Source organism: Streptomyces sp. NPDC058525 (genome assembly GCF_042719495.1).
Classification (GTDB): Bacteria; Actinomycetota; Actinomycetes; order Streptomycetales; family Streptomycetaceae; genus Streptomyces.
This window is the reverse complement of sequence record NZ_JBHXNP010000029.1, coordinates 38,003-57,070: the sequence shown is the minus strand read 5'-3', so window position 1 is coordinate 57,070 and position 19,068 is coordinate 38,003. Positions and strand designations below refer to the sequence as shown.

At 71.2% G+C, this 19,068-nt stretch carries 16 protein-coding genes; 4 read left to right on the top strand and 12 right to left on the bottom strand.

Going from position 1 to position 19,068, the window contains the following annotated elements:
- Genes alaS through ACFWP3_RS16200 form a run of 3 tightly spaced genes read right to left on the bottom strand, consistent with a single transcriptional unit; the run spans position 1 to position 3,460 of the window.
- A complete protein-coding gene (gene alaS, locus ACFWP3_RS16210; protein ID WP_384221029.1) occupies positions 1–2,670 on the bottom strand; it encodes an alanine--tRNA ligase in 2,670 nt (889 codons plus the stop codon).
- Positions 2,670–3,023 (bottom strand): DUF6167 family protein, encoded by a 354-nt coding sequence (locus ACFWP3_RS16205; protein ID WP_384221027.1) that lies wholly within the window; start codon positions 3,021–3,023, stop codon positions 2,670–2,672. Before ACFWP3_RS16205 ends, alaS begins: the two co-directional genes overlap by 1 nt.
- Positions 3,024–3,031: 8 nt before the next feature.
- A complete protein-coding gene (locus ACFWP3_RS16200) occupies positions 3,032–3,460 on the bottom strand; it encodes a DUF948 domain-containing protein (protein WP_384221025.1) in 429 nt (142 codons plus the stop codon).
- A 146-nt stretch (positions 3,461–3,606) separates the two neighbouring features.
- On the opposite strand from ACFWP3_RS16200, the gene ACFWP3_RS16195 reads away from it, so the two are divergent.
- Complete coding sequence (locus ACFWP3_RS16195) at positions 3,607–5,751, top strand: ATP-binding protein (RefSeq protein WP_384221023.1); 2,145 nt, start codon at positions 3,607–3,609, stop codon at positions 5,749–5,751.
- A 14-nt stretch (positions 5,752–5,765) separates the two neighbouring features.
- On the opposite strand, the gene rpsD is transcribed toward ACFWP3_RS16195, so the two are convergent.
- Positions 5,766–6,377 carry a 30S ribosomal protein S4 gene (gene rpsD, locus ACFWP3_RS16190; RefSeq protein ID WP_030294564.1) on the bottom strand — a complete coding sequence of 204 codons (612 nt, stop codon included), beginning with the start codon at positions 6,375–6,377 and terminating at the stop codon, positions 5,766–5,768.
- Positions 6,378–6,432: 55 nt separating this feature from the next.
- Here rpsD and ACFWP3_RS16185 point away from each other — a divergent pair, with 55 nt between their 5' ends.
- On the top strand, positions 6,433–7,329 hold the full coding sequence (locus ACFWP3_RS16185; protein ID WP_384221020.1) for a DUF2470 domain-containing protein: 897 nt from the start codon (positions 6,433–6,435) through the stop codon (positions 7,327–7,329).
- A gap of 9 nt (positions 7,330–7,338) precedes the next feature.
- Here the strand turns inward: ACFWP3_RS16185 and ACFWP3_RS16180 are convergent, their stop codons facing one another.
- The 5 genes from ACFWP3_RS16180 to ACFWP3_RS16160 all read right to left on the bottom strand — a co-directional run bounded on the left by ACFWP3_RS16180 (position 7,339) and on the right by ACFWP3_RS16160 (position 12,398).
- Entirely contained in the window at positions 7,339–8,043 is a 705-nt protein-coding gene (locus ACFWP3_RS16180; protein ID WP_384221017.1) for an HNH endonuclease family protein, read from the bottom strand.
- Positions 8,044–8,095: 52 nt separating this feature from the next.
- Positions 8,096–9,451, bottom strand: coding sequence for a replication-associated recombination protein A (locus tag ACFWP3_RS16175; protein WP_384221015.1), 1,356 nt, complete (start codon positions 9,449–9,451; stop codon positions 8,096–8,098).
- A gap of 44 nt (positions 9,452–9,495) precedes the next feature.
- Positions 9,496–10,110 (bottom strand): vitamin K epoxide reductase family protein, encoded by a 615-nt coding sequence (locus tag ACFWP3_RS16170; RefSeq protein ID WP_384221012.1) that lies wholly within the window; start codon positions 10,108–10,110, stop codon positions 9,496–9,498.
- A gap of 304 nt (positions 10,111–10,414) precedes the next feature.
- On the bottom strand, positions 10,415–11,674 hold the full coding sequence (gene hisS / locus ACFWP3_RS16165) for a histidine--tRNA ligase (protein ID WP_384221009.1): 1,260 nt from the start codon (positions 11,672–11,674) through the stop codon (positions 10,415–10,417).
- 10 nt (positions 11,675–11,684) lie between these two features.
- Entirely contained in the window at positions 11,685–12,398 is a 714-nt protein-coding gene (locus tag ACFWP3_RS16160) for an MBL fold metallo-hydrolase (RefSeq protein WP_384221007.1), read from the bottom strand.
- Positions 12,399–12,551: 153 nt separating this feature from the next.
- Here ACFWP3_RS16160 and ACFWP3_RS16155 point away from each other — a divergent pair, with 153 nt between their 5' ends.
- The gene (locus ACFWP3_RS16155; protein ID WP_384221002.1) at positions 12,552–13,334 is read left to right on the top strand and encodes a peptidylprolyl isomerase; all 783 of its coding nucleotides are present in this window, start codon (positions 12,552–12,554) and stop codon (positions 13,332–13,334) included.
- Positions 13,335–13,528: 194 nt separating this feature from the next.
- Entirely contained in the window at positions 13,529–14,758 is a 1,230-nt protein-coding gene (locus ACFWP3_RS16150) for a DUF349 domain-containing protein (protein ID WP_384221000.1), read from the top strand.
- A 67-nt stretch (positions 14,759–14,825) separates the two neighbouring features.
- Here the strand turns inward: ACFWP3_RS16150 and ACFWP3_RS16145 are convergent, their stop codons facing one another.
- The 3 genes from ACFWP3_RS16145 to secF form a co-directional block, all read right to left on the bottom strand.
- The gene (locus ACFWP3_RS16145) at positions 14,826–17,249 is read right to left on the bottom strand and encodes a RelA/SpoT family protein (protein WP_384220997.1); all 2,424 of its coding nucleotides are present in this window, start codon (positions 17,247–17,249) and stop codon (positions 14,826–14,828) included.
- Positions 17,250–17,452: 203 nt separating this feature from the next.
- On the bottom strand, positions 17,453–17,995 hold the full coding sequence (locus ACFWP3_RS16140) for an adenine phosphoribosyltransferase (RefSeq protein WP_384221081.1): 543 nt from the start codon (positions 17,993–17,995) through the stop codon (positions 17,453–17,455).
- 11 nt (positions 17,996–18,006) lie between these two features.
- Positions 18,007–19,065: a protein translocase subunit SecF gene (secF, locus tag ACFWP3_RS16135; RefSeq protein WP_384220994.1), complete on the bottom strand. Its 1,059-nt coding sequence runs from the start codon at positions 19,063–19,065 to the stop codon at positions 18,007–18,009.
- Between the last annotated feature and the right edge of the window lie 3 nt (positions 19,066–19,068).

Genomic DNA, 19,068 nt, shown 5'->3' with positions numbered 1-19,068 from the left:
TCAGGCCGTCTCTGCGACGAGGCGCTCGACGGCGCTGATGGCCTCCGGGACGGCGCCCGGGTTCTGGCCGCCGCCCTGGGCGACGTCCGGCTTGCCGCCACCGCCGCCGCCGAGGGTCTTGGCGGCCGTACGGACCAGGTCGCCGGCCTTGAGACCGCGCTCGCGGGCGGCCTCGTTGGTGGCGATCACGGTCAGCGGGCGGTCGTTCGCCACGGTGAACAGGGCCACGACGGCCGGGCGGTCGCCCTGGATGCGGCCGCGGACGTCGAGGACCAGCTTGCGCAGGTCGTCGGCGCCGACGCCGTCCGCCACCTGGCCGACGACGAGGGCGACGCCCTTGATGTCCTGGGCGTTCTGGGCGAGCCCGGCGGCGGCCTGGAGGACCTTCTCCGCGCGGAACTTCTCGATCTCCTTCTCGGCGTCCTTCAGCTTGCCGAGCATGGAGGCGATCTTCTCCGGCAGCTCCTCCGGACGGCCCTTGACCAGATCCTGGAGCTGGGCGACGACCGTGTGCTCCTTGGCGAGGAAGTTGTACGCGTCCACGCCGACGAGGGCCTCGACGCGGCGCACGCCGGAGCCGATGGAGGACTCGCCGAGCAGCTTCACCAGGCCCAGCTGGGCGGTGTTGCCGACGTGCGTGCCGCCGCACAGCTCCTTGGAGAAGTCGCCGATGGTGACGACGCGCACGCGCTCGCCGTACTTCTCGCCGAACTCGGCGATGGCGCCCTGCTTCTTCGCCTCGTCGATGCTCATGATCTCGGCGGTGACCTCGAGCTCGCGCGACAGCACGTCGTTGATCTTCTGCTCGACGTCGGTGAGGACCGAGCCGGGGACGGCGTTCGGCGAGCCGAAGTCGAAGCGGAAGCGGCCGGGGCTGTTCTCGGAGCCGGCCTGGGCGGCCGTCGGGCCCAGCGCGTCGCGCAGGGCCTGGTGGGTCAGGTGCGTGGCCGAGTGGGCGCGGGCGATCGCCCGGCGGCGGGTCACGTCGATGGCGGCGTACGCGGAGGCGCCCACCGTCACCTCGCCGACCTGGACGGAGCCCTTGTGCACGGAGACGCCCGGGACCGGCTGCTGCACGTCGCGGACGACGATGACGGCGCCCGAGTCGAGCTTGATGCGGCCCTGGTCGGCGAGCTGGCCGCCGCCCTCGGCGTAGAAGGGGGTGCGGTCCAGGACGACCTCGACCTCGTCGCCCTCGGAGGCGGCGGGCGCGGACACGCCGTTGACCAGCAGGCCGACGACGGTGGACTCGCCCTGGGTGGTGGCGTAGCCGGTGAACTCGGTGGCGCCGGCCCCGTCGGCGATCTCCCGGTAGGCGGACATGTCCGCGTGGCCGGTCTTCTTGGCCTTGGCGTCGGCCTTGGCCCGGTCGCGCTGCTCCTGCATCAGGCGGCGGAAGCCGGGCTCGTCCACGGAGAGGCCCTGCTCGGCGGCCATCTCCAGGGTGAGGTCGATCGGGAAGCCCCAGGTGTCGTGGAGCAGGAACGCCTTGTCGCCGGAGAGGACCGCGCCGCCGGCGGCCTTGGTCTCGGTCACGGCGGTGTCGAGGATGTTGGTGCCGCCCTTGATGGCCTTCAGGAAGGCGGCCTCTTCGGCGAGGGCGACGGTCTCGATGCGCTTGCGGTCGGTGACGAGCTCCGGGTACTGCTGTCCCATCGTGTCGATCACGACGTCGACGAGGTCCTGGACGACCGGACCGGTGGCGCCCATGAGGCGCATGTTGCGGATGGCGCGGCGCATGATGCGGCGCAGCACGTAGCCGCGGCCCTCGTTGCCGGGGGTGACGCCGTCGCCGATGAGCATGGTCGAGGTGCGGATGTGGTCGGCGACCACGCGCAGCGAGACGTCCGTGTGCTGCGCGGCGCCGTACTGCACGCCGGTCAGCTCGGTGGCCTTGTCCATGACCACGCGCAGGGTGTCGGTCTCGTACATGTTCTGCACGCCCTGCAGGATCATGGCGAGACGCTCGAGGCCCAGACCCGTGTCGATGTTCTTCGACGGCAGGTCGCCGAGGATCGGGAAGTCTTCCTTCCCGTCGCCGGCGCCGCGCTCGAACTGCATGAAGACCAGGTTCCAGATCTCCACGTAGCGCTCGTCGTTGACGGCCGGGCCGCCCTCGACGCCGAACTCGGGGCCGCGGTCGTAGTTGATCTCGGAGCACGGGCCGCAGGGGCCCGGGACGCCCATGGACCAGAAGTTGTCCTTCTTGCCCAGGCGCTGGATGCGCTCCTGCGGGACGCCGATCTTGTCGCGCCAGATCTGCTCGGCCTCGTCGTCGTCGAGGTAGACCGTGATCCAGAGCTTCTCCGGCTCCAGGCCGTAGCCGCCGTCCGCCACGGAGCTGGTGAGCAGCTCCCAGGCGTACTTGATGGCGCCTTCCTTGAAGTAGTCGCCGAAGGAGAAGTTGCCGCACATCTGGAAGAACGTGCCGTGGCGGGTGGTCTTGCCCACCTCTTCGATGTCCGGCGTGCGGACGCACTTCTGGACGCTGGTGAGCGTCGGGGCCGGCGGCTTGGTCTCACCCAGGAAGTAGGGCTTGAACGGCACCATGCCCGCGGGCACCAGCAGCAGAGTCGGGTCGTCCGCGATGAGCGACGCCGAAGGGACAACGGCGTGACCGCGCTCCTCGAAGAAGCTCAGCCAGCGGCGGCGGATTTCAGCCGACTCCATCAGTGGTCCTCATTCCGGTTGTACGTAACCGCCTGGCGGTTCGTTCGGTGGGTGGTCTTGTCGTGCTCGATGGCCCGCAGCCGCCGGGGCCCGGGGAGGGCGGTGACGTTGTCGGGCCGGTCGGGGTCGCTGTTCAGCCCCAGTGCATCGTTCAGCTCGTCCTCGCGCTGCGTCATTCCCGCCTTGACGTCGAGGGCGAAGTCCTTGAGCCGGTGGCCCGCCTCCACCGCCTTGTCGGCGGCCTGGGCGGCGAGGCTCTCCGGGGTCAGCTTCTTGAGCTGACGGTTGACCTTGGTGGTGGCCCACACGCCGGCGGCGGCGCCTGCGGTGAACCAGAAGGCTCGGCGGAACATCTGCGGTCTCAGCCCTTCTGCTTCCGGCGGCGGGCCGCCGGCACGGTGCGGCCGACGATCACGGTTCGCCTGGTGGTCTTCGCGGGCGCCTCGTCCGTGCGGCCCAGCGCCCGGCGGACGCCGTAGCCGAAGGCCGCGACCTTGACCAGCGGTCCCCCGAAGGCGGATGCCACGGTGGAGGAGAGCGCGGAGGCGTTGGAGGTGACCTCCTGGACGTCGCTCGCGATGGCGTCGACCCGGTCCAGCTGGGTGCGCGCGGAGCGGACGGTCGTGGAGGCGTCCGCCAGCAGCGGGACCGCCTGCTCGGTCACGTCGGCCACCAGCTTGGTGGTCGCCTTGAGCACCTGCGCCAGCCTCGCCAGCGCCACGGCGAGGAAGGAGACCAGGATGGCCCAGAAGACGGCCACGAGGATCCCGGCCACCTCTCCACCGGACACGTTGCACCGCTCCCTGAGCCTAGAAATCCACAAAGAAAAGTCTCCCCCGACCCTATCGCGCCGGGGATCCGCTGCCGTACCCGAATTACGAGGTCGAGGCGCCCGCCTTGTACGCAGCGCGTCCGGACCAGTACCCTCCGTGTCCCATGCGACAGAGGACCAACGGCAATCTTCCCTCGGAGCTGAGCGGCTTCGTCGGGCGGGGTGCCGAACTCGCCGAGGTCGGGCGGCTCCTGGAGTCCTCGCGGCTGGTGACGGTGACCGGCGCGGGCGGGGTGGGCAAGTCCCGGCTGGTGCTCGCCGCGGCGGGCGAGCGGGCGGACGGCGAGCGGGCGGACGGAGCGCAGGAACGCTACTGCGACGGTGCATGGCTGGTCGAGCTGTCGGCCGTACGGGATCCGGACCTGCTGGAGCTGGCCGTCTCGGAGGCCCTCGGGCTGACCGACCACACCACCCGCGCGCCCCGGACCGTCCTGGCCGAGCACCTGGCGGAGCGCCGGCTGCTGCTGGTCCTGGACGGCTTCGAGCAGCTGGTCGAGGAGGTGGCGGGGCTGGTACGGGAGCTGCTGCGCGGCTGCCCCGGCCTGCGGGTGCTGGCGGCGGGCCGGCGGGCGCTGGACCTGGACGGGGAGCTGGTCCTCCCGCTGGCGCCGCCGCCCCCGGAGGAGGCGCTGGCCCTGCTGGCGGCCCGGGCCCGCGCCGCCGACCCGGCCTTCGCGGTGACCGAGGCGAACCGGGCCGAGCTGACCGAGCTGTGCGCCCGCCTCGACGGGATCCCGCTGGCCCTGGAGCTGGCGGCGGGCCGGCTGCGGGCGCTGTCCCCCGCGCAGGTGCTGGCCCGTCTCGACGACCGCTTCGCCCTGCTGACGGGCGGCTCGCGCGGGGCGCTCCCCCGGCACCGGGCGCTGCGTACGGCGATCGGCTGGAGCCACGAGCTGTGCACGGCCGCGGAGCGGCTGCTGTGGGCGCGGCTGTCGGTGTTCGCCGGCCCGTTCGACCTCGATGCCGCGGAGTACGTGTGCGCGGGTCCGGACCTGCCGGTGGAGAGCGTGCTGGACCTGGTCGGGGAGCTGCTGGCCCAGTCACTCCTGTTCCGGGAGGAGACGGCGGCCGGAGTGCGCTACCGGATGCTGGAGACCGTACGTGCGTACGGGGCGGGCTGGCTGGAGTCGCTGGGTGACGCGGGCCGGCTGCGGCGGCGGCACCGGGACTGGTACGTGGGCCTGGCGACCTGGTGCGAGCTGGACTGGTTCAGCCCCCGGCAGGCGGAGGTGGCGGCGCTGGTGGAGACGGAGCTGCCGAATCTGCGCCTCGCGATGGAGTGCTCGCTGGACGAGCCGGACGAGGCGCACCTGGCCCAGTACCTGGCGGGGACCCTGTGGTTCTACTGGGCGGGCTGCGGCCGGCTCACGGAGGGCCGGCACTGGCTGGACCGGGCCCTGGACGACGCGGACCAGCCGGTGGAGTACGAGAACTCCCGGCTGAAGGCGCTGTGGGTGCTGGGGTACGTCGCGGCCCTCCAGGGCGACGCGGTGGCCTCCATGAGCGCACTGTACGAGTGCCGGGACGCGGCGGCGCGCAGCGGAAACCTGGTGGCGGCGGCGTACGCGGTGCACCGGCTGGGCTGCCTGGCGCTGGTCTCGGACGACATGGCGCGGGCGGCGGAGCTGCTGGGCCAGGCGCTGGAGCGGTACCGGGACGCCGGGGAGCTGAACAGCAACGTGCTGATGTGCCAGGTGGAGCTGGCGATGGCGCTGGCCTTCCAGGGCGAGCCGGCCGGGGCGCTCGCGCTGTGCCAGGAGGTCCGGGAGATCTGCGAGGAGCGCGGGGAGCGCTGGACGAAGGCGTACGCCCTCTACGTCCTCGCGTACGCGGCGCTGGACGCGGGGGCGGCGGACGAGGCGCGGCAGCTGCTGACCGAGTGCGTGGCCATCAACCACGCCTTCCACGACCTGGTGGGGCTGGTGCTGGCACTGGAGCTGCTCGCGCTGGTCGCGGTCGCGCAGGGCGATCCGGCGGAGGCGGCGGTGCTCCAGGGGGCGGCGGAGCCGATGTGGGCCGGGGTGGGCCTGCAGCTGTTCGGCTCGGGGTACTTCAACGCGCCGCGGCTGATGTGCCAGGAGCGGGCGGGCGAGCTGCTGGGCGCCGAGCGCTACGCGGCGTACGCGGCCGAGGGGCGGGGGCTGAGCCGGGAGGCGGTGGTCGCGCGGGCGCGGTACGGGCCCGGGGGGCCGGAGGACGGAAAAACCCGCCGCCCCCGGAGGGGACGGCGGGTTTCCACCAGCCTGTGAGGCCTATGCCTGCATCAGCGGGCGTAGTACTCGACGACGAGCTGCTCGTCGCAGATGACCGGGATTTCCTTGCGGTTCGGGTCGCGGTCCAGGCGGAAGGCCAGGGCCTTCAGGTTGACCTGCAGGTAGCGCGGGGTCTCGCCCTCGCCTGCGTAGCCACCCTCACGGGCAACCTGGAACGGAACCTTCTCGCGGCTGCGCTCGCGCACGGTGATGACGTCGTCCGGGCGGACACGGAACGACGGCTTGTCGACCTTGCCACCGTTGACCTCGATGTGGCCGTGAACGACCATCTGGCGGGCCTGGTAGATGGTGCGGGCGATGCCCGAACGCAGGACCAGGGCGTCGAGGCGACGCTCGAGCTCGACGACCAGCGCCTCGCCCGTCTTGCCCTCGGCCTTCTTGGCGCGGTCGTACGCGCGGGCCATCTGACGCTCAGAGATGTCGTACTGAGCGCGCAGACGCTGCTTCTCCAGCAGACGGACCTTGTAGTCCGAGTTCTGCTTGCGGCCACGGCCGTGCTCGCCCGGCGGGTAGGGGCGGGCCTCGAAGTACTTGACGGCCTTCGGGGTCAGCGCAATGCCGAGGGCACGCGACTTCTTGACCTTGGGTCGCTTCTGGTTCACGTGGAACCTACCTCCATGTAAGTTAGGTGAGGCTTACCTTAGCGAGGAGGACGTAATGTCTCGACCACATGGGATCCCCCTGCCCAGTGCGCATCGGAGTTCGGATTCCAACACAACGGAATCCGCTTTCGACAACGATAGGCAAGGTCAGCCGCGTCCCAGGGAAGGCGTTCGGCAGCTCACCGGAGCCGAACGCGTACGAACCCTCGTAGAGTCCAACGCCTCAGTATCCCTCACCTTGCCGGGTGCTCGTGACAGTCACGGGCCCGACGAGTTCGGGACAGGGATGCCGGCCGCACGGACCGTCACCCCGGACGGGGACGTGATTCTCCTTGTTTCCGCGGAGTCCGCGGCTGCCAGGGCAGCCGCTCACGCCCAGGACGACGACCTCACCGCCGTGATCGAGATCACGGACGTGGCGCCGGTGTCCGTGCCACATCGTATCCGAGGCCGCGCGTGGCTGGCGGGCTGGCTGACGGCGGTGCGCGGGGCCGAGCGCGCGGCCTGCGCTGCACTGCTCGCGGAGCGGCAGCCGGTGGGCGAGCTGCTGGGGATGTCCGGCCGCCCCGCGTGGGTCATGCTCCGCCTGGAGGTCGGCGAGATCTCGGTGGACGACCTGTGGGGCGCCGAGCACGTGGACCCGGACGACATGGCCGCCGCGGCGCCGGACCCGATGGTCGCCCACGAGGCGGAGCTCCTCCAGCACCTGGCCTCCGCGCACTCCGACCGGATCGGGGAGCTGTGCGGGCTGCTCGGCGCCCGGGAGGCGGACGGCATGTCCGCCACCCCGCTCGCCCTGGACCGCCTCGGCCTGCGCGTGCGCTTCACGGGAGGCGCGGCCGGCTCCTTCGACGCCCGGTTCGACTTCCCCGAGCCGGTGGCGGACATCTGCGGCCTGCGCCGTGCGATGCGGACGCTGTTCGCGGCTGCCGGGGACCCCTCCCAGCGGTAGCTCGGGGAGTCACCGGGGGCAGGTCGCGAGCATCTCCTGGAGCGCGAGCTTCTCGGGCGGCGTCACCGACAGCCGGTACTTGGCCTTGATCCCGGTGTAGCGGCGCGCGTACTCGCACCAGTACGTCTTGAGGGGCGGCTTCCACTTGTCGGCGGTCTTGCTGCTCTTCTCGTAGTTCGTCTGCTTGTCCACGGCGAGCAGCACGTCGAGGTCGTTGGCGTACTCGAGCCTGCGCTGCGGGGTCCAGGCGTACGCGCCGCCCCGCCAGGCGGCGCCCAGCGCGACGACGTGGTCGGTCTGGATCTGCGAGGCGCGCCGGTAGGTGTAGGGGAGCTCCTTGCCGGTGTACGGGTCGTGCAGCACCCCGGAGATCACGACGCACCGGTTCCGGTCCCCCTCGCGGAGCTCCTTGAGGTCCCGGCGCAGCACGTCGTCCCGGGTGTCGCACCCGTTGCGCCCGCCGACGCCGTCGGTCTCGTCCGACCAGTACCGGCCGAAGTTCTCCCGCTTGTACGTCTCCCAGTTCTTGCCCCACTCGACCTTCAGCCCCGCCAGCTGCGTCCTGGCGGTGGCCGCGCCCGGCGGGAACCCGGCACCGGCGAGCGGCACCTGGTCCACCAGCGCCCGGACCTCGCCCGGCGCGCGGTCTTCGTGGTGGCAGGCGCCGAGCAGCAGCGCCGCCGTCACGGCGAGGATCGGCGCACGGGGTCCCATGCGACGGAGCCTGCCACATCCGCCCTCGCCCGGGCCGCAACGGCGCCGCAGGTCAGGACCCGCCGCCGCGCAACCGCTCCCGCACCTTCTCCACCACGTCCGCGTACCGCGCCTCCGCCCCGTACCGCGTCGGCTCGTAGTAGCGCTTGCCGTGCACGGCGTCCGGCGCGTACTGCTGGGCCGCGATGGCGCCCGGCACGTCGTGCGGGTAGACGTACCCCACCGCGTGCCCCAGCTTCGCCGCGCCCTTGTAGTGCCCGTCCCGCAGGTGCGTCGGCACGGACCCGGCCAGTCCGGCCCGTACGTCGGCGAGCGCCGCGCCGATCGCGGTCGTGGCCGTGTTCGACTTCGGGGCCAGCGCCAGCGCGATGGTGGCGTGCGAGAGGGTCAGCGCGGCCTCCGGGAAGCCGATCATCGCCACCGCCTGGGCCGCGGCCACGGCGAGCGGCAGGGCCGTCGGGTCGGCCAGGCCGATGTCCTCGCTCGCCGAGATCATCAGGCGCCGCGCGATGAACCGCGGGTCCTCCCCCGCGTCGATCATCCGGGCCAGGTAGTGCAGCGCCGCGTCCACGTCCGACCCGCGGATCGACTTGATCAGCGCGCTCGCCACGTCGTAGTGCTGGTCGCCGTCCCGGTCGTAGCGGACGGCGGCGCGGTCGACGGCCTCCTCCACCGTCTGGAGGCTGATCTCCGCCTCGCCCTTGGCGATGGCCGCCCCGGCCCCCGCCTCCAGCGCGGTGAGCGCCCGCCGGGCGTCGCCGCCGGCGATCCGCAGCAGGTGCGCCTCGGCGTCCGCGGGCAGGGTGACGGCCCCGCCGAGGCCGCGCTCTTCCGTCAGCGCCCGGCGCATCAGCGCGCTCAGGTCCTCGTCCGTCAGCGGCTCCAGCGTCAGCAGCAGGGAGCGCGACAGCAGCGGGGAGATGATCGAGAAGTACGGATTCTCAGTGGTGGCCGCGATCAGCGTCACCCAGCGGTTCTCGACGGCGGGGAGCAGCGAGTCCTGCTGCGCCTTGCTGAAGCGGTGGATCTCGTCGAGGAAGAGGACGGTGTCCTTGCCGTACCCGCCGGCCGCGCGCTTCGCGCCCTCGATGACCGCACGTACCTCTTTGACCCCGGCCGTGATCGCGGACAGCTCCACGAACCGCTTCTGCGTGGCCTGGCTGACCACATAGGCCAGGGTCGTCTTCCCGATGCCCGGCGGACCCCAGAGGATCACCGAGGAGGCACCGGCGGGGCCGCCGGCCCCGTCCCCGACCAGCCGCCGCAGCGGTGATCCGGGCTTCAGGAGGTGCTGCTGGCCGACGACCTCGTCCAGGGTGCGCGGGCGCATCCGGACGGCGAGCGGAGAGGTCGAGGGGTCCTTCTCCTGGCGGTCTTCGGCAGCGGCGGTGAACAGGTCTGGTTCCACACAGGAAGCCTATGCGAGGCCACCGACAGTCCCGCCGCCTCCGGTCAGGAGGTCCAGAAGTCCCACCAGCGCGTCAGGATCAGCATGCCGATGATCCCGATGTGCAGGACCGGGAGCACCCAGGTGAACTCGTCGAGGAAGCCCTTCAGCCAGCCCGGCGCGGGCAGCAGGCCCTGGCGGACGTTGTGCGAGGTGACGTACCAGAACATCAGGATCGTGGCGACCCAGGCCAGGCAGCACCACAGGCAGAGCGAGTTGATGTTGTACAGCGACTGGTAGGTCAGCCAGGCGCAGAAGACGACGCCGAAGAGGGTGCCCGCGTTCAGCGTGAGCCAGTACCAGCGGCGGAACCGGGCCCCGGCCAGCAGGCTCATCCCGACGCAGATGACGATGCCGTAGGCGACCAGTCCGAGCATGGGGTTCGGGAAGCCGAACGCCGACGCCTGGTCGCTCGTCATGATGTTGCCGCAGGAGACGATCGGGTTCAGGCTGCAGGCCGGCTTGAAGTTCGGGTCCTCCAGCAGCTTGAACTTGTCGAGCGTGATGATCCAGGCGGCGAGCAGCCCCGCGGCCCCCGTGATCACCAGCAGCAGGGCCAGCGCGCGGCTGCCCCCGATCGTCCTGGGAGCGGTGTCCGCGTCCGCGCCTCGTGTCGTCATACCGATACCGATCCCGCCCGCTCCGCATTCCCAGGTCATCAAGCAGGGCCATTGTGCCGTACGGGACTGTGCGGCCACCGTTCGATGGGGATAAGGACGTGCCCGGGCCCGGGCGCCCGTCAGGAGCCGCCCGTGCTGACCAGGCCCGACTCGTAGGCGACGACGACCAGTGGGATTCGCCGGCGGCCACCGTTCTGCACGCGGCGCGGCGGTACGGCCGGGGAGGTACCGGGGAACGGAAGCGGAACGGAAAAGGGGCGGGGCCGGGGAGAACCCCGGCCCCGCCCCTTCGCGGGCGGCCGTGTCAGCCCAGGCGGGCCTGGATCACGGTGACCAGCTCGGCCACCGGCACGGCGGCCTGCTCGCCGGACTCCATGTCCTTGAGCTGGACGACGCCGTCGGCGAGGTCGCGGTCGCCCGCGACGACCGCGAACCGCGCGCCGCTGCGGTTCGCGTCCTTCATGGCGCCCTTGAGGCCCTTGCCCCCGTAGGACATGTCGGCGGCGATACCCGCCTTGCGCAGCGCGGTCACCAGCCCGAACAGGACCGGCTTGGCCTCGCCCAGGGCCACGGCGAACACCGAGGTCGCCGCCGGGAGGTCCAGCTCGATGCCCTCGGCCTCGAGCGCCAGCACCGTACGGTCCACGCCCAGGGCCCAGCCCACGGACGGCAGCGCGGGGCCGCCGATCATCTCGGACAGGCCGTCGTATCGGCCGCCGCCGCCCACCGCGGACTGCGAGCCCAGACCGTCGTGGACGAACTCGAAGGTGGTCCGCGTGTAGTAGTCGAGCCCGCGCACCAGCTTCTCGTCGTCCTCGAAGGCGACGCCGGCCGCCGTGATCAGGGCCCGCACCTCCTCGTGGTACGCCTTGCACCCGTCGCACAGGTAGTCCCGCAGCATCGGCGCGCCGACCAGCTGCTTCTGTACGTCGGCCCGCTTGTCGTCGAGCACGCGCAGCGGGTTGATCTCGGCCCGGCGGATGGTCTCCGCGTCCAGGTCGAGGCCGCGCAGGAAGGACTGGAGCGCCTCCCGGTACACCGGGCGGCACTCCTTGTCGCCCAGCGAGTTCAGCAGGATCCGGAAGTCGCGCAGGCCCAGCGAGCGGTACGCCTGGTCGGCCAGGATGATCAGCTCGGCGTCGAGGGCCGGGTCCTCGGCGCCGATCGCCTCGGCACCGACCTGCGAGAAGTGGCGGTAGCGGCCCTTCTGCGGGCGCTCGTAGCGGTAGTACGAGCCCGAGTACCAGAGCTTGACCGGCAGGTTGCCCTGCTTGTGCAGGCTCGCCTCCAGCGCCGCGCGCAGCACCGAGGCCGTGCCCTCGGGGCGCAGGGCGAGCTGGTCGCCGCCCTTGGTCTCGAAGGCGTACATCTCCTTGGAGACGATGTCGGTGGACTCGCCCACACCGCGGGCGAAGAGGCCGACGTCCTCGAAGCCGGGGGTCTCGATGTAGCCGTAGCCGGAGTTGCGCAGGGGGGCCGAGATGGCCTCGCGCACGGCCAGGTACTTCACGGAGACCGGCGGGATCAGGTCGTACGTGCCCTTGGGGGCCTTGAAGGTGCTCACGAAACTCTCGTCACATTCCTCGTCGTGGAGCGGCTGTCGGGTCCGCTGCCAGGCCGGCCGCGACCTCCCGCAGGTACGGGTTGGTCGCGCGCTCGCGGCCGATGGTGGTCTGGGGACCGTGGCCGGACAGCACCACGGTCGAGTCGTCGAGCGGCAGGCACACGCGGCCCAGCGACTCGAGCATCTCGGCGTGGGAGCCGCCGGGCAGGTCGGTGCGTCCGATGGAGCCGGCGAAGAGCAGGTCGCCAGAGAAGAACACGGACGGCACGTCCGAGGACTCCGGCATCCGGAAGGTCACCGACCCCCTGGTATGCCCCGGCGCGTGCGCCACGGAGAAGTCCATTCCGGCCAGCTTCAGCGCGGCGCCGTCGGTCAGCTCGCGGACGTCCTCCGGCTCGCCCACGGTCAGCTCGCCCATGAGCGGCATCCCGATGGAGCGGCCGAGGGCCTTCTCCGGGTCGCTCATCATGTAGCGGTCCTCGGGGTGGATCCAGGCCGGTACGTCGTGTGCTCCGCACACCGGGACGACCGAGGCCACATGATCGATGTGGCCGTGGGTCAGCACGACCGCGACGGGCTTGAGCCGATGCTTCCGCAGCGTCTCCTCGACACCCTGGACGGCCTGGTGGCCCGGGTCGATGATCACGCACTCCTCACCGGCGGCGGGGGCGACCAGGTAACAGTTGGTCCCCCAGGCCCCGGCGGGGAACCCGGCAATCAGCACGTTCGTCCTCAATCGTCGTCCGGCGGGAGGCTGCAGATCGGAATGCTGCTGCTCAGAGCCTACCGGCGCCCGTCATCACACAGCGAACCCATATACGGTACGGCCTAACCCAGCCCGGACAGTGGTACCAGAGACGCACAAGGAGACGACCCGGTGGTCACGAGCGATCAGCGGCGGCGACAGCTCGCCAGGGAGAAGTACGAGCGCCAGCAGAAGCGCCGGGCCGAGGCCCGCCAGAAGGCGCGCCGGCGGGCGGCGGTGATCGGCGCGGCGGTGGCCGTGGTGGTCGCGACGCTGGTCGGCCTCGTCGTCGGCGGCGTCTTCGACAAGGACACGAAGGACCAGGCGGCCGACCCGGCCGCCAGCCCGTCGGCCTCGCCGTCCCCGAAGCAGTCCCCCTCGCCCGAGATGGCCATCGACCAGAAGGCGAAGTACACCTTCGCCCTGAAGACGAGCGCGGGCGACATCAACTTCACGATGGACGCGGCGAAGACCCCGCAGACCGTGAACTCGTTCAAGTCGCTGGCCGACAAGGGCTACTTCGACAACACCAAGTGCCACCGGCTGACGTCGAGCGGGATCTTCGTGCTCCAGTGCGGCGACCCGGAGGGCACCGGCATGGGCGGCCCCGGCTACAACATCCCGGACGAGAACCTGGACTCGCTCGGCAAGGCGAACGAGCAGGGGCAGGTCGTCTACCCGGCCGGCACGGTCGCGATGGCCAACACCGGCCAGCCCGGCTCGGGCGGCAGCCAGTTCTTCCTGGTCTACAAGGACAGCCCGCTGGCGCCCTCGTACACGCCGTTCGGCAAGATCGACGCGGCGGGCGTGAAGGTCCTGGAGGAGATCGCGAAGGCGGGCACGGTCGACGGCGGCTCGGACGGGGCGCCGAAGAACGAGGTCAAGATCGAGAAGGGCACCGTCACCCAGAACTGACCGGAAGCAGCTGCCGCGGGCCCGGCGGCCCCCTTACCGCGCGTACGTCGATATTCCGTCGTGCGGGATGCGGACAGCCGGCCCGGCGGTCGCCTATGTTGGCGTTGTGCAGGGCGGGCGCGGCCCGCCCCAGGAAACTGTGGACGATGCCCAGGGGGTGAACCCCTCGCAAGGCATCAGGTGGAGGAGGCGCTGTGAGCAGCGACCCGTGGGGCCGAGTCGACGAGACGGGCACCGTGTACGTGCGTACTGCCGAGGGCGAGCAGGTCGTCGGTTCGTGGCAGGCGGGCACCCCTGAGGAGGCCCTGGCCTACTTCGAGCGCAAGTACGAGGGCCTGGTGGTCGAAATCGGCCTCCTCGAAAAGCGGGTGCGGACCACCGATCTGTCCGCCAAGGACGCGCAGACGGCGATCGACCACCTGCGCACGCAGGTGGACGAGCACCACGCCGTGGGTGACCTCGACGCGCTGCGCGTACGGCTGGACAAGCTGGTCGAGACCGTCGAGTCGCGGCGCGAGGAGCGCAAGGCCCAGAAGGCCAAGCAGACCGACGAGGCCCGCGCGGCCAAGGACGCGCTGGTCGTCGAGGCCGAGCAGCTGGCGCAGAGCGACCAGTGGCGCAGTGCCGGCGAGCGGCTGCGCGCCCTGGTGGACATCTGGAAGGGTCTGCCGCGGCTGGACCGCAAGTCGGACGACGAGCTGTGGCACCGCTTCTCGCACGCCCGCTCCGCGTTCTCCAAGCGCCGCAAGGCGCACTTCGCCTCGCTGGACGCGCAGCGCGAGGATGCCCGCAAGGTCAAGGAGAAGCTGGTCGCCGAGGCCGAGTCGCTGTCGAAGTCGGCCGACTGGGGTCCGACGGCCGCCCGCTACCGCGAGCTGATGGCGGACTGGAAGGCGGCGGGCCGGGCGCAGCGCGAGGCCGAGGACGACCTGTGGAACCGCTTCCGCGGCGCGCAGGACGTGTTCTTCGCGGCGCGCAGCGAGGTCTTCGCGGAGCGCGACGCCGAGCAGGTGGAGAACCTGAAGCTGAAGGAGGAGCTGGCCGACGAGGCCGAGAAGCTCGTCCCGATCACCGACCTGAAGGCGGCCCGTGCCGCGTTCCGCTCCCTCAACGAGCGCTGGGAGGCCATCGGCCACGTGCCGCGGGACGCCCGGCCGAAGGTCGAGGGCCGGATGCACACCGTGGAGCGGGCCATCCAGGAGGCCGAGGAGGGCGAGTGGCGCCGTACGAACCCGGAGGCGCGGGCGCGTGCGGCCGGTCTGACGGGCCAGCTCCAGGCGGCCGTCGACAAGCTGCGTGAGCAGATCGACGCGGCGCGCGCGGCGGGCAACAACGCGAAGGCCGACAAGCTCTCGCGCGAGCTGGAGGGCCGCCAGGCCCTGCTGGACCAGGCGCTGAAGGGCCTGGAGGAGTTCGGCGGCTAGCGGGCTCCCCGAGCACGCACGAGGGCCCCGGTACGGATGATCCGTACCGGGGCCCTCGTGCGTGCGGCTACGGCCGGCGGGCCGAGGTCACGCGGTAGACGTCGTACACGCCCTCGACGCCCCGTACGGCCTTCAGGACGTGGCCCAGGTGCTTGGGGTCGCCCATCTCGAAGGTGAAGCGGGAGGTGGCCACGCGGTCACGGGAGGTCTGGACGGCGGCCGAGAGGATGTTCACGTGCTGGTCCGACAGGACGCGGGTGACGTCGGAGAGCAGGCGGGACCGGTCCAGGGCCTCGACCTGGATGGCGACCAGGAAGACCGAGGACTGGGTGGGCGCCCATTCGACCTCCAGCATCCGCTCGGGCTGCTGGGAGAGCGAGTCCACGTTGACGCAGTCCGCGCGGTGAACCGATACGCCGCTGCCGCGCGTGACGAACCCGATGATCGGGTCGCCCGGCACCGGGGTGCAGCAGCGGGCCAGCTTGACCCACACGTCGTCGACGCCCTTGACCACGACGCCCGGGTCGGCGTTGCTGCGCCGCTTGTTGCGGGCGCGCGCCGGCGGGATGGACTCCTCGATGTCCTCGTTGGCGGCCTCCTCGCCGCCGAGGGCCTGGACGAGCTTCTGTACGACGCCCTGCGCGGCCACGTGGCCCTCGCCGATCGCCGCGTACAGGGAGGAGATGTCGGGGTAGCGCATCTCGTGCGCGAGGGTGACGAGCGAGTCGCCGGTCAGGATGCGCTGGATCGGCAGGTTCTGCTTGCGCATGGCCCGCGCGATGGCGTCCTTGCCGTGCTCGATGGCCTCGTCGCGGCGCTCCTTGGAGAACCAGCCGCGGATCTTGTTGCGGGCCCGCGGGGACTTGACGAAGCCGAGCCAGTCGCGGGACGGGCCCGCGCCCTCGGCCTTGGAGGTGAAGACCTCGACCAGGTCGCCGTTGTCGAGGGTGGACTCCAGCGGGACGAGGCGGCCGTTGACCCGGGCCCCTATGGTCCGGTGGCCGACCTCGGTGTGGACGGCGTACGCGAAGTCCACGGGCGTGGCTCCGGCCGGCAGCGCTATGACGTCGCCCTTGGGCGTGAAGACGAAGACCTCGTTGCGGGAGAGGTCGAAGCGCAGCGAGTCGAGGAACTCGCCCGGGTCCTCGGTCTCCTTCTGCCAGTCGAGCAGCTGGCGCAGCCAGGCCATGTCGTTGACGGTGTCCTGCCCGGCGCTGCCCTTGGCGGCCTGCGGGACGTCGGTGCGGACCTTGGAGGTGCCGGCGACGGTCTGCTGCTTGTACTTCCAGTGGGCGGCGATGCCGTACTCGGCGCGGCGGTGCATGTCGAAGGTGCGGATCTGGAGCTCGACCGGCTTGCCGCTGGGCCCGATGACCGTCGTGTGGAGCGACTGGTACATGTTGAACTTGGGCATCGCGATGTAGTCCTTGAACCGGCCGGGAACCGGATTCCACCGCGCGTGCACCGTGCCGAGGGCCGCGTAGCAGTCCCGCACGGTGTCGACGAGGACGCGGATGCCCACCAGGTCGTAGATCTCCGCGAAGTCACGGCCGCGGACGATCATCTTCTGGTAGACGCTGTAGTAGTGCTTGGGCCGGCCGGTGACGGTGGCCTTGATGCGGGCGGCCCGGAGGTCGGTCTGCACCTCGTCGGTGACGACGGCGAGGTACTCGTCGCGCTTGGGGGCGCGCTCGGCGACCAGGCGCACGATCTCGTCGTACATCTTCGGGTAGAGGATCGCGAAGGAGAGGTCTTCGAGCTCCCACTTGATCGTGTTCATGCCCAGCCGGTGCGCCAGCGGGGCGTAGATCTCGAGGGTCTCGCGGGCCTTCTTCTCCTGCTTCTCCCGCTTGAGGTAGCGCATGGTGCGCATGTTGTGCAGGCGGTCGGCGAGCTTGATCACCAGGACCCGGGGGTCCTTGGCCATCGCCACGACCATCTTGCGGACGGTCTCGGCCTGGGCGGCCTCGCCGAACTTGACCCGGTCGAGCTTGGTGACGCCGTCGACGAGGAGGGCCACCGCGTCGCCGAAGTCGCGGCGCAGGTCTTCGAGGCCGTACTCGGTGTCCTCGACGGTGTCGTGCAGCAGACCCGCCATCAGGGTGGCCGGGTCCATGCCGAGCTCGGCGAGGATGGTCGTGACGGCGAGCGGGTGGGTGATGTAGGGGTCGCCGCTCTTGCGCTTCTGGCCGCGGTGCCAGCGCTCGGCGACCTGGTAGGCCTGTTCCAGCTGGCGCAGCGTCGCCGTCTCGATCTTCGGGTCGTTGCTGCGGACTATGCGGAGCAGCGGCTCCAGCACCGGGTTGTACGGGTTCGAGCGCTGGACGCCCAGCCGGGCGAGCCGGGCGCGCACCCGGTTGGAGGACCCGGCCGACTTCACCGGCGCGGGCTTGACCGGCGGGGCCGGCGGGGGCGTGGCGGCGGGCGCCGCGGCCTGCTCGGCCTGCGGGTCGGGCTGCGCGGCGGAGAGTGGCTGGACCTCGTCTGGCAAGAGCGCTCCTCTGGGGGTCCCCCCGTACGAAGGTGGGGGAGGATCCGGTGCCCGTGTCCGGTCCGGATAACCCATCGTAGCGAGGGTTGGCCACCCTCGTTCCCCGAGCCCCACGCCTGAGCCGCCTGCACGGCACTGCGCCGCACATGCGAACGGCGGGCACCCGGGATGTCCCGGATACCCGCCGCCCGGCAGCGAGAAGGTCAGACCACGATCAGCGCGTCCAGCGGAGCCCCACCCAGCGCACCGGCCACCTTGGCCCGGCCCGGCAGGAACGACAGCTCCATCAGGACCGCCACGCCGGCGACCTCCGCCCCGGCCCGCCGGATCAGCGAGAGCGAGGCTTCGGCGGTGCCGCCGGTGGCCAGGACGTCGTCGATGACCATGACCCGGTCACCGGCCGACAGATCCTCCGCGTGGACCTCGATCTCCGCGGTCCCGTATTCCAGCTCGTACGACTGCGCCAGCGTCGCCCCCGGCAGCTTCCCGGCCTTGCGCACCGGAACGAAGCCGATCCCGGCCCGCACGGCCACCGGAGCCGCCAGGATGAACCCGCGCGCCTCCAGCCCGACGATCTTCGTCGCCCCGTACTGCCCGGCCAGGGCGACCAGCGCGTCCGTCAGCGCCGCGAACGCCTTCGCGTCCGCCAGCAGCGGGGTGATGTCCTTGAACATCACGCCCGGCTTCGGGTAGTCCGCCACGTCCCTGATCCGGCTGAGCAGCAGCTCGCGCACGTCCTCGGGCAGCGGCGACGCCGTCACCGGCGCCGCCCCGGCTGACGGCCCTGCGCCACGACCTGCGGCTCGTCCACGACGGTGTCCTCACCGTCCGCGGACTCGCCCTTGGCCGCCGCGGAAGCGCGCTTCGCGAGCACCCGCTTCTTCAGGGCCTTCATCGCCGGCTCGCGCTCCTTGAGGTCCACGACCAGCGGGGTCGCGATGAAGATCGAGGAGTACGCACCGGCCGCGAGGCCGACGAACAGCGACAGCGAGATGTCGTTCAGCATGCCGGCGTCCAGCAGGCCGCCGCCGATGAACAGCAGGGCCGCGACCGGGAGCAGCGCCACGACCGTGGTGTTGATCGAGCGGACCAGCGTGCCGTTGATGCTGCGGTTGGCGATCTCGCTGTACGTGAAGCGGGTCTGCTTCGTGATGTCCTTCGACCCCTCCTTGAGACCGTCGAAGACGACGACGGTGTCGTAGAGCGAGTAGCCGAGGATCGTCAGCAGACCGATGACCGTACCCGGCGTGACCTCGAAGCCGACCAGCGAGTAGATGCCGACCGTGATCGTGAGGTCGTGGATCAGGGCGATCAGCGCCGCGACCGCCATCCGCCACTCGAAGGCGATGGCCAGGTAGACCACCACGAGGACCATGAAGATCCCGAGGCCGGTCCAGGCCTTGTTGGCGATCTGCTCACCCCAGCTGGGGCCGACCAGGTCGGCGTTGATGCCGGCCTCGTCGACCTTGAGGTCGGCGGCGAGCTTCTTCTTGACGTCGGTCGCGGCGTCGGTGTCCACACCCGAGATCTGGATGCGCAGGCCCCCGGTGCCGAGCTCCTGGACGATCGCGTCGTGACCGGAGGCCTCCTCGGCGAACTCACGCGCCTTGGGCTCCGAGACGGCCGTCTTCGGGGTGGTGAAGACGGCACCGCCCTTGAACTCGATGCCCATGTTGAGGCCCTGAACGGCCAGGGCCGCGATCGCCGTGATGGTGATCAGGATGGAAACGCCGTACCAGATGAAGCGCTTGCCGACGAAGTCGTAGCCGACCTCACCGCGGTACAGCCTGGCGCCGAGATCTCCCAGCTTCGACATCTC

What these genes read in the sequence shown, in the direction of transcription:
- ACFWP3_RS16205 (WP_384221027.1), bottom strand. Translation starts at nt 3,023, where the DNA reads ATGTTCCGCCGAGCCTTCTGGTTCACCGCAGGCGCCGCCGCCGGCGTG.
- ACFWP3_RS16170 (WP_384221012.1), bottom strand. Translation starts at nt 10,110, where the DNA reads ATGACGACACGAGGCGCGGACGCGGACACCGCTCCCAGGACGATCGGG.
- ACFWP3_RS16180 (WP_384221017.1), bottom strand. Translation starts at nt 8,043, where the DNA reads ATGGGACCCCGTGCGCCGATCCTCGCCGTGACGGCGGCGCTGCTGCTC.
- ACFWP3_RS16185 (WP_384221020.1), top strand. Translation starts at nt 6,433, where the DNA reads ATGTCTCGACCACATGGGATCCCCCTGCCCAGTGCGCATCGGAGTTCG.
- alaS (WP_384221029.1), bottom strand. Translation starts at nt 2,670, where the DNA reads ATGGAGTCGGCTGAAATCCGCCGCCGCTGGCTGAGCTTCTTCGAGGAG.
- secF (WP_384220994.1), bottom strand. Translation starts at nt 19,065, where the DNA reads ATGTCGAAGCTGGGAGATCTCGGCGCCAGGCTGTACCGCGGTGAGGTC.
- ACFWP3_RS16195 (WP_384221023.1), top strand. Translation starts at nt 3,607, where the DNA reads ATGCGACAGAGGACCAACGGCAATCTTCCCTCGGAGCTGAGCGGCTTC.